Below are 8,405 nucleotides of genomic sequence, written 5' to 3'. Positions count from 1 at the left end.
GGCGGGTGGGGCCAGCGGCAGCGCCGCCATGCCGGCGGCCGCGGTCCTGGGTTGGGGAGCCGCCTCGCGCACCATATCGACCGTCACCGGGGCGGCGATGGTGCCGGCGCGGGACCGGCGCGGCTTGCGCGTCGGTTCCGTTTCCGGCAGATCGTCGAACAGAAGCCGTTGGCCGTTCATCGCCGCACGCTCATCGCTGCCCATGCCCCATCGCTTTGGTCTCATCGCGGCAGCCACCCCCTGGGTTGGGCTGCGGCCACGCCTCCGTTCACTCGCAGTTTGCGATGTGTTCCCTTTTCATTCTAGGAACCGCGCCCGGTTTGTCGAGTGGATTTTCGGGCTGCGGTTCAGAACGCCATCAGGCCAGGGCGTCGAGGAAGCGCTCCGGCCGCAGCACCCGGGTATCGCCGGCCCGGCGCACCGACAAAAGCTGGCGGTCGACCGTGACCAGCCAGGGCACCGCCCCGCCGACCGCGGCGGCCAGGAACATGTCGTCCTCCGGGTCGCGGCACAGCCGGCCGACCGGCGCCGGGGCGACCAGCGTGGTTTCCGCGGCGATGGCATCGACGAAGCGGCGCCGGTTGCCGGCGTCGGCGTAGCGGTCGAAGGTCGGGCGCATCAGCACCTCCGCCAACTCCGCCAGGGTTTCGGTGCTGCCGACCAGGCCGCGGTCGCCGCGCACGCGCTCGACGCAGCGGCGGATCGCCTGATGGCGGCGCGCGGCGGCGTCGCCCAGCAGCGCATAGGCGACCAGGATGTTGGTGTCGAGCACGGCGCGAACGGGGGGCGCCGGCCCGCGGCCCGGGTTGCCGGCCGAAATGTCGCGGGTGAACACGGGTTGAGGACGTGGTCTGGTTGCAAGGCGTATGTTGTGGGTCCGGGTGCTTTGCGGTAAGAAGCCCGCAAAGCGTGAACCCAATCTTTAGGACGGAACTTTCGGCATGACCAGCATCCTCGTCGTCGACGACAGCCGATTGGCGCGCAACATGGTGTCGAGCGTCATCGCCTCGCTGCGCCCGGATTGGACCATCGTCACCGCCGCCAGCGGCGAGGAGGCTCTGGAGGTGATCGGCGACACGGCGCCGGCCGCGGCGATCGTCGACTACAACATGCCGGGGATGGATGGGCTGGCGCTGGCCGAACGGCTGAAGGAGCGTTTCCTCGGCCTGCACATCGGGCTGCTGACCGCAAACGTCCAGGACACGCTGAAGCGCAAGGCGGAGGCGTTGGGCGTCCGCTTCATCGCCAAGCCGATCACCTCGGACAAGATCCGCGAGTTCCTCGCCGCGGCCGGGCAGTGAGCCCGATGGCCGCCTCCGCATCGCCCGCCGCACCGCCCTCCGCCGACCCGCTCCGTCTCGACGCCGACGAGGCCGACGCCATCGCCGAGCTGTTCAACATCGGCATGGGCGAACCGGCCGCCGCCCTCAGCTCGATGCTGGGGGAGGAGGTCCAACTGTCGGTGCCGTCCTTCGCCGTGTCGACCCGCGCCAGCATCACGCAGGAGGTCGGCGGCGATCTGGATGGCGGGCTGGCCCCGGTCTGCGCGGTGCGCGGCGCCTTCACCGGTCCCTTCACCGGCGAGGCGATGCTGATCTTTCCGGAGCGCGGCACGCTGGCCCTAGTCGGCCGGCTTGTCCCCGTCGACCCCGCCGCCGAGGCGCCGGGCGAGATGGAGCAGGACGCGCTGACCGAGATCGGCAACATCATCCTGAACGGCTGCCTCGCCAGTCTGTCGAACCTGATCGGCGGCGAGATCGCCGGCACGGTGCCGGGCTATGGCGCCGGCGCCCCGGAAGCGGTGATCGGCTCGGCCACCGACCCGGTGCTGTTCGTCCGCATCGACATGGCGCTGGCGGCGGGGGATGCCCGCGGGCACGCCCTGTTCCTGCTGGACATCGCCTCGCTCGACGCCTTCCGCGAGGCGATCCGGCGGGCTTTGGCGGGGTTGTGAGGGGGAGCGCTTTGCCCCCTCCCTAACCCTCTCCCGCCCCTTCAATTCACGTTACGCCGACACGCGTCCTACCCCCTCCACCGCCGAAGGCGGGGGAGGGATGGGGAGGGGGCATCGTCGAGCGGGCGCGAACGCCCCCCACCCAAAATCACCCCTCGATCTTCGAGAAGTCGGCGACGGTGTTCAGCGTCGTGCGGATCTGCGTCAGCAGGCGCAGGCGGTTGGCGCGCAGGTCCTTGTCCTCCGCGTTCACCGTCACCTTGTCAAAGAAGGCGTCGCCCGGGCTGCGCAGCTTCGCCAGCGCCGCCATGGTGCCGGCAAAGTCCTCGGCGTCCAGCAGCGGCTTGGCGGTGGCCGAGGCCTCGTTCAGCGCGGCGAACAGCGCCTTTTCCTCGTCCTGGACCAGACGGTCGGCATCGACCGGCTGGTCGAAGCTGGCGCCGTCCTTCTTCTCCTCGATGCGGACGATGTTGGAGGCGCGCTTGTAGGCCGCCAGCAGGTTGGCGCCCTCGTCGGAGCCGACGAAGGCCTGCAGGGCCTTCACCCGCGCCAGCAGCCGCACCAGATCGTCCTCGCCGCCGAGCGCGAACACCGCGTCGACCAGATCGTGACGCACGCCCTGCTCGCGCAGCACCACCTTCAGGCGGTCGGCGAAAAAGGACATCAGGTCGCCGCCGACGCTGCCGGCCGGGGTGAAGCCGCTGACCGTGTAGGCACCGTGCGCCGCCGCGAACACGTCCGACAGCCTCACCCGCAACCCGTTCTCCAGCACCAGCCGGATCACGCCCAGCGCGGCGCGGCGCAGGGCGTAGGGGTCCTTCGATCCCGTCGGCTTCTCGTCGATGGCGAAGAAGCCGACCAGCGTGTCGATCTTGTCGGCCAGCGCCAGCGCCACCGACACCGGCGCGGTCGGGCAGGAATCCGACGGACCCAGCGGCTTGTAATGGTCGGCGATCGCGTTGGCGACCTCGGCGCTTTCGCCCTGGCCCAGCGCGTAGTAGCGGCCCATGATCCCCTGGACCTCGGGGAACTCGCCGACCACCTCGGTCACCAGATCGGCCTTGCACAGCAGCGCGGCGCGGCTGGCGGCGTCGCTGTCGGCGCCGATGGCGCGGGCGATCTCGGCGGCCAGCAGCTGCACGCGGGTGACCTTCTCGGCCACCGTGCCCAGCTTGGCGTGGAAGGTGATCTTCTCCAGCGCCGGGACGCGGGCTTCCAGCTTGGTCTTGCGGTCCTGGTCCCAGAAGAACTTGGCGTCGGACAGGCGGGCGCGCAGCACGCGCTCGTTGCCGGCAACGATGGCCTTGCCGCCGTCCACCGTCTCGGTGTTGGCGACCACGATGAAGCGCGGCGCCATCGCGCCGGTCTTGTCCAGCGCGGCGAAATACTTCTGGTGGGTGCGCATCGAGGTGATCAGCACCTCCGACGGCACGTCCATGAAGCTCTCGTCGATGCTGCCCATCAGCACCACCGGCCATTCGACGAGGCCGGCGACCTCCTCCAGCAGGGCGTCGTCGGGCGACAGGGTCAGGCCCTGCGCCGCGGCCAGCGCCTCGGCGTCGGCCTTGATCTTGGCCTTGCGCTCGTCACGGTCGAGCACGACCTTGGCGGCGCGCAGCTTCTCCTGGTAGTCGGCGAAGTTCTCCACCGTGAAGGCGTCGGGCGCCAGGAAACGGTGGCCGCGGGTGCTGTTGCCGAAGGCGATCCGCCCCTGGGTGCCACCGACCTCGAAACCGCCGTCCAGGACTCGGCCGTCGAACAGGGCGATGATCGAGTGCAGCGGACGGACCCAGCGCACGGTGCCGGTGCCCCAGCGCATCGACTTCGGCCAGGGCAGGTCGGCCATCACCGCCGGGATGATCTCGGCCAGAACGGCGGCGGTCTCGCGGCCCTTCTTCTCGGTCACGGCGAAGTAGAAGACGCCCTTGCCGGTGTCGCGCTGCTCGCACTGGTCGAGGCTGTCGAGGCCGGCCGACTTCAGGAAGCCGGCGACCGCCTGCTCCGGCGAGCCCAGGCGCGGCCCCTTCTTTTCCTCGCGCACGTCGGCGGTGCGTTCCGGCAGCCCGTCGACCACCAGGGCCAGCCGGCGCGGGGTGGAGTGGGCGGCGGCCGTGGTGAAGGTCAGGCCGTTGGCGGCCAGCTTCTCGGTGACGAGGCGCTTGAGGTCGTCGGCGGCCCGCGCCTGCATGCGGGCGGGGATTTCCTCGGAGAAGAATTCGATCAGAAGTTCGGTCATGGGATTCACTTCGCCCCCGTCCAGGCTTCGCAGCAGGCCTTGGCCAGCGTGCGGACGCGGCCGATGTAGGCAGCGCGCTCGACGACGCTGATCACGCCGCGGGCGTCCAGCAGGTTGAACAGATGCGACGCCTTGATGCACTGGTCATAGGCGGGCAGCGCCAGGTTCTGGCCGACCAGCGCCTGGCACTCGGCCTCGGCGTCCTTGAAATGCTGGAGCAGCATGTCGGTGTTGGCGAACTCGAAATTGTGCTTCGAGTATTCGATCTCGGCGCGCTTGAAGACGTCGCCGTACTTCACGCCCTGGCCGTTGAAGTCGAGGTCGTAGACGTTCTCGACGCCCTGCACATACATCGCCAGACGTTCCAGGCCATAGGTCAGCTCGACCGCGACCGGGTCGCACTCGATGCCGCCGACCTGCTGGAAATAGGTGTACTGCGTGACCTCCATGCCGTCGCACCACACCTCCCAGCCCAGGCCCCAGGCGCCCAGCGTCGGGCTTTCCCAGTCGTCCTCGACGAAGCGGATGTCGTGCAGCGACGGGTCGATGCCGATCGCGCGCAGGCTTTCCAGGTACAGCTCCTGCGCGTTGGCCGGCGAGGGCTTCATGATGACCTGGTACTGGTAATAATGCTGAAGCCGGTTCGGGTTCTCGCCGTAGCGGCCGTCCTTGGGCCGGCGCGACGGCTGGACGTAGGCGGCCTTCCACGGATCGGGCCCCAGCGCGCGCAGCGTGGTCGCCGGGTGGAAGGTGCCGGCGCCGACCTCCATGTCGTAGGGCTGCAGGATGACGCAACCCCGCTCCGACCAGAACTGGTGGAGCTTGAGGATCAGGGCCTGGAACGACAGGCCGCGGCGGTCGGCGGAAGTTCCGCCGTCGGAAGTCCCGATCTGGGAGGCCATGGACGGTCCACAATAAGAAGTGTTGAAACGCGCCGCACGATAGGCGGGCGCCACCGCCAAATCAAGCCGCAGCGCGGGAAAACCAGGGCGTCGGGTCCCGTTGCCGTCAGCGGCCGTAGGGGCAGGCCGGGCGGCCGCAGGACACGGCGGAGCGCGGGGCGACGTAGGCGCCGCATTCCGGGCACTTCTCCATGTCCTCCGCTTCCATCGCGGCGGGGAAGGGGGCGTCGCGGCGCGGCGCGGGCCCACCGGCGCTGTCGTCCGGGCCGCGGCGGCGGGCGGCGGTGCGCTGCCGCCCCACCGACTGGACGCGGTTGACCCAACGCCAGCCGTACCACACGGCGCCGATCACCAGCGCCAGAACGAGAATCTTGGACAAGGACAACATCAGGCGGAACCCGTTTGGTGTCCGCGGATTCAGCCCGCGGGCGCCAGGAAGTCAAGGACTCAAGGACCGAATGACTCTCAAGGAAGCGGGGGCGGCGAAGCCGGGGGCCGCCGGGCGCTCCGGACGCCGGCGGCCCGTCCGCTCACTTCGCCTCGACGGCGGGGCGCCAGGTGTAGACCGGGGTGACGCCATAGGTGCGGGTCATGTCGGCCTGCCGCAGGCTGCGCACCAGAACCTCCGCCCCCGCGGCGACGCGGACGTCGGTGCCGAGCAGGCCGCAGTCCTGCGGTGCGATGTTGACGCACTCGGTGGCATCCACCCGTGTCAGCACGATGTCGAAGGGCAGGCCGTTGCGGGCGTAGACGCCAAGCACGCCGGGGGCGGAGGTCGCGGTGCGCAACGTCACCACCCCGGCCGGCAGGGCGCGGTCGCTGGCCGCGGTCGGCCGCTGGTTGTGGCTCTCGTCCCACACCGGCTGCCCCGACGGGTCCAGCTTGGACTGGGCCGCGGCCCCGCCGCTCCAACTCGCCATGGCCGCACCGCTCACCGCCGCCAGGGCCAGGATCGCCATCCGAAACCGCAACATTATTGTGCTCCGTTCATGTCACTGTTCTTTTTGTCCGCCCGGCCGCGCCGGCGACCGGGCTTCGCACCACTATATGGTATCAAGGGCACGCCGTCGCCCTAGCCCAGAACGCCTAGGGTGTTCGGTTGAGGTCACGCTGTGCGACGGTGGTGCCGACAGTTCGCTCTGGACGCGGGTTCGATGCTTGTGAATGATAATTCTTGCGGCCGTTGCCGAATCGGCAGGCACTGTTTCCCTTCGGTTGTGAATTGTTTGCCTGGAGCTTTCTTCCGGGTGGTCTGATGAAGAGGGTGTTTGCTTTCATGGTTGCGCTTTTCGTTGACGATCGGAATAGGGCAATGGTGGCGTCCATGGGTGAACCGGTGTTGGAAACGGCGCGGCTGATCCTTCGGCCCACGCGTGCCGAGGACTTCGACGCCTGGGCGGCGATGATGGCGGATCCGGAAACCACCGAATTCATTGGCGGGCTGCAATCGCGTCCGGTGGCTTGGCGGGGGTTCCTGTCGATGGCCGGCGCCTGGTCGATTCAGGGATTCGCCATGTTCTCCGTCATCGAGAAGGAGACCGGGCTCTGGGTTGGTCGCGTCGGCCCGTGGGTGCCGGAAGGCTGGCCGGGGCCGGAGGTTGGCTGGGCGATCCTGCGTGATCGCTGGGGCCGCGGCTATGCGGTGGAAAGCGCCACCGCGGCCATCGACTGGGTGTTCGACCATCTCGGCTGGACCGAGGTCATCCACACCATCCACCCCCGCAACATCGCGTCGCAGGCGGTGGCGCGCAAGCTGGGGGCGGAGATGCGTGGCACCACCTTGCTGCCCGAACCGGTCAACCCACCCGAGGCCGATGTCTGGCACCAAACGCGCGAAGAATGGCGCGCGCGCCGCCGGATGGCGCCGGCGGACGCATCCTGATACCCGCTGGGCAGACTGAGTCGCGGATGAGAAGCCGCGTTTGTCGACTGGCCGTCGGCCCAACCCGTCTGGTTTGCAGGGAATGACGTGTTTGCTGCATTGCGGGTGGAATAATAAGAAGCTCCACTCGTGCGTGCATTGCCGGTTGACGATAAGAATGTTGCTGAGTAGCCTTCCACCGTCGGCTGAAACGGTTCGGCCCTACAGCAGCGGGAGTGGTCATGACATCGGGGAAAGCATTCGACCTGATTAAGCGTCTCGCCACCGACAGCGATTTTCGGAAACGGTTGAAAGAGGTGAGTTCCCAAGGTGCGCGCGCCCTTCTCGCCGCCGAGGGCTTTGCGGACGTCGCGGCTGACGATGTTCGTGCTGCGATGCCACGGTCCGTGCCGCATCCGTCGATCGCGGCGCGCACCGACAACGCTACCACCAGCGTCGTCGCCAGCGCTGCGGCGGGCTTCAGCGTTCCTGCCAACGCTTCCGCGGGCTTCGGTACGCCGGCCAGCGCTGCGGCGGGCTTCAGCGTTCCAGCCAACGCTTCCGCGGGCTTCGGTGCACCGGCCAGCGCTGCGGCGGGCTTCAGTGTTCCTGCCAACGCATCCGCGGGTTTCGGTACGCCGGCCAGCGTGAAGGTCGCTGGTTGAGTTTGTTGGTCTGGACTTAATTTCGTCCGTTCGCGGGTGGCAGTGCACGGTTCCCGTGCCCATCGGGGAAGGGGGCTGTGCACTGTTCTCTCTCGGGTCCGGGGGCAACGGATTGCGGCATTAAATTTCGATGGCAGCCGCTGATTCTTGTGCGTTTTCACTAGAAATTTTACCGATTGCGTATGCTATTGGTTTAGTCATTGCATCCTATCCGGAGCAATCCTATTGGCTGACCGATTGCAGGAGGGGCCCTTAAATGGCCAAAGAACAGGCATTTTCCCTCATTAAGCGCCTCGCCACCGATGGCGAATTCCGTAGTCAATTGAATGCTCTTGATATTCCTGGCAAGCAGGCCCTGCTGGCGCAGAACGGCTTCGGTGGCGTTCTCCCCGATGACGTGCGCTCGGCAGCTGGGGAGGCTCTCAATTACCTGACCGGCAGCGACGCCGGATTGGACAGCGGTCTCGCCGTCGAGTCGATCGCGACCGCTGCGTCGGCTTCGGCCACTTCCGCCTCCGCTACTTCGGCCTCCGCGACCTCCGCTTCGGCCACCTCCGCCTCCGCGACCTCGGCTTCTGCCACCTCCGCTTCTGCCACCTCCGCTTCTGCCACCTCCGCTTCTGCCACTTCGGCGTTTGCTCAGTCGGCGTCCGCGACCTCTGCCTTCTCCGCATCTGCGCAATCGGCATCCGCCCAGTCCGCGGCGGCGCAGTCGGCGTCTGCGATGCCGGCGCCGGCCTTCTCGGCGGTTGCGGCTCCGGCCTCGGCGTTCTCGGCGGCGGCGCAA

Annotated in this window: 10 protein-coding genes and 1 pseudogene; 5 read left to right on the top strand and 6 right to left on the bottom strand. The window is 68.3% G+C overall.

Going from position 1 to position 8,405, the window contains the following annotated elements; all coding sequences use genetic code 11:
- Together TSO352_RS33660 and TSO352_RS26930 are read right to left on the bottom strand one after the other, a co-directional pair.
- Positions 1–225 (bottom strand): annotated as a pseudogene (locus TSO352_RS33660) (hypothetical protein); the annotation flags it as partial.
- A 133-nt stretch (positions 226–358) separates the two neighbouring features.
- Positions 359–772, bottom strand: coding sequence for a putative toxin-antitoxin system toxin component, PIN family (locus tag TSO352_RS26930; RefSeq protein ID WP_247872451.1), 414 nt, complete (start codon positions 770–772; stop codon positions 359–361).
- A 169-nt stretch (positions 773–941) separates the two neighbouring features.
- On the opposite strand from TSO352_RS26930, the gene TSO352_RS26925 reads away from it, so the two are divergent.
- The gene (locus tag TSO352_RS26925; protein ID WP_109110158.1) at positions 942–1,301 is read left to right on the top strand and encodes a response regulator; all 360 of its coding nucleotides are present in this window, start codon (positions 942–944) and stop codon (positions 1,299–1,301) included.
- 5 nt (positions 1,302–1,306) lie between these two features.
- Complete coding sequence (locus TSO352_RS26920; protein ID WP_109110157.1) at positions 1,307–1,954, top strand: chemotaxis protein; 648 nt, start codon at positions 1,307–1,309, stop codon at positions 1,952–1,954.
- Positions 1,955–2,102: 148 nt separating this feature from the next.
- On the opposite strand, the gene glyS is transcribed toward TSO352_RS26920, so the two are convergent.
- The 4 genes from glyS to TSO352_RS26900 all read right to left on the bottom strand — a co-directional run bounded on the left by glyS (position 2,103) and on the right by TSO352_RS26900 (position 6,066).
- On the bottom strand, positions 2,103–4,190 hold the full coding sequence (glyS, locus tag TSO352_RS26915) for a glycine--tRNA ligase subunit beta (protein ID WP_109110156.1): 2,088 nt from the start codon (positions 4,188–4,190) through the stop codon (positions 2,103–2,105).
- 5 nt (positions 4,191–4,195) lie between these two features.
- Positions 4,196–5,092: a glycine--tRNA ligase subunit alpha gene (locus TSO352_RS26910; RefSeq protein WP_109110155.1), complete on the bottom strand. Its 897-nt coding sequence runs from the start codon at positions 5,090–5,092 to the stop codon at positions 4,196–4,198.
- Between the two features lie 106 nt (positions 5,093–5,198).
- Positions 5,199–5,480, bottom strand: coding sequence for a hypothetical protein (locus TSO352_RS26905; RefSeq protein WP_109110154.1), 282 nt, complete (start codon positions 5,478–5,480; stop codon positions 5,199–5,201).
- A 142-nt stretch (positions 5,481–5,622) separates the two neighbouring features.
- Positions 5,623–6,066 carry a hypothetical protein gene (locus tag TSO352_RS26900; RefSeq protein WP_109110153.1) on the bottom strand — a complete coding sequence of 148 codons (444 nt, stop codon included), beginning with the start codon at positions 6,064–6,066 and terminating at the stop codon, positions 5,623–5,625.
- Between the two features lie 338 nt (positions 6,067–6,404).
- Here TSO352_RS26900 and TSO352_RS26895 point away from each other — a divergent pair, with 338 nt between their 5' ends.
- The 3 genes from TSO352_RS26895 to TSO352_RS33655 form a co-directional block, all read left to right on the top strand.
- Positions 6,405–6,974: a GNAT family N-acetyltransferase gene (locus tag TSO352_RS26895; protein WP_247872450.1), complete on the top strand. Its 570-nt coding sequence runs from the start codon at positions 6,405–6,407 to the stop codon at positions 6,972–6,974.
- A gap of 221 nt (positions 6,975–7,195) precedes the next feature.
- Positions 7,196–7,618, top strand: a complete 423-nt coding sequence (locus TSO352_RS33005; RefSeq protein ID WP_146210800.1) for a hypothetical protein — start codon at positions 7,196–7,198, stop codon at positions 7,616–7,618.
- A 256-nt stretch (positions 7,619–7,874) separates the two neighbouring features.
- The coding region (locus TSO352_RS33655) for a hypothetical protein (RefSeq protein WP_199231731.1) at positions 7,875–8,405 on the top strand (531 nt) is incomplete at its 3' end.

It is taken from the genome of Azospirillum sp. TSO35-2, assembly GCF_003116095.1.
Classification (GTDB): Bacteria; Pseudomonadota; Alphaproteobacteria; order Azospirillales; family Azospirillaceae; genus Azospirillum.
The sequence above is the reverse complement of the archived record's forward strand: the minus strand, read 5'-3'. Positions and strand labels throughout refer to the sequence as shown.

Bases quoted from the DNA above. Each gene is read 5' to 3' on its own strand.
- TSO352_RS33005 (WP_146210800.1), top strand. From the start codon at position 7,196: ATGACATCGGGGAAAGCATTCGACCTGATTAAGCGTCTCGCCACCGAC.
- TSO352_RS26920 (WP_109110157.1), top strand. From the start codon at position 1,307: ATGGCCGCCTCCGCATCGCCCGCCGCACCGCCCTCCGCCGACCCGCTC.
- TSO352_RS26905 (WP_109110154.1), bottom strand. From the start codon at position 5,480: ATGTTGTCCTTGTCCAAGATTCTCGTTCTGGCGCTGGTGATCGGCGCC.
- TSO352_RS26925 (WP_109110158.1), top strand. From the start codon at position 942: ATGACCAGCATCCTCGTCGTCGACGACAGCCGATTGGCGCGCAACATG.
- TSO352_RS26895 (WP_247872450.1), top strand. From the start codon at position 6,405: ATGGTGGCGTCCATGGGTGAACCGGTGTTGGAAACGGCGCGGCTGATC.
- TSO352_RS26910 (WP_109110155.1), bottom strand. From the start codon at position 5,092: ATGGCCTCCCAGATCGGGACTTCCGACGGCGGAACTTCCGCCGACCGC.
- TSO352_RS26900 (WP_109110153.1), bottom strand. From the start codon at position 6,066: ATGTTGCGGTTTCGGATGGCGATCCTGGCCCTGGCGGCGGTGAGCGGT.
- glyS (WP_109110156.1), bottom strand. From the start codon at position 4,190: ATGACCGAACTTCTGATCGAATTCTTCTCCGAGGAAATCCCCGCCCGC.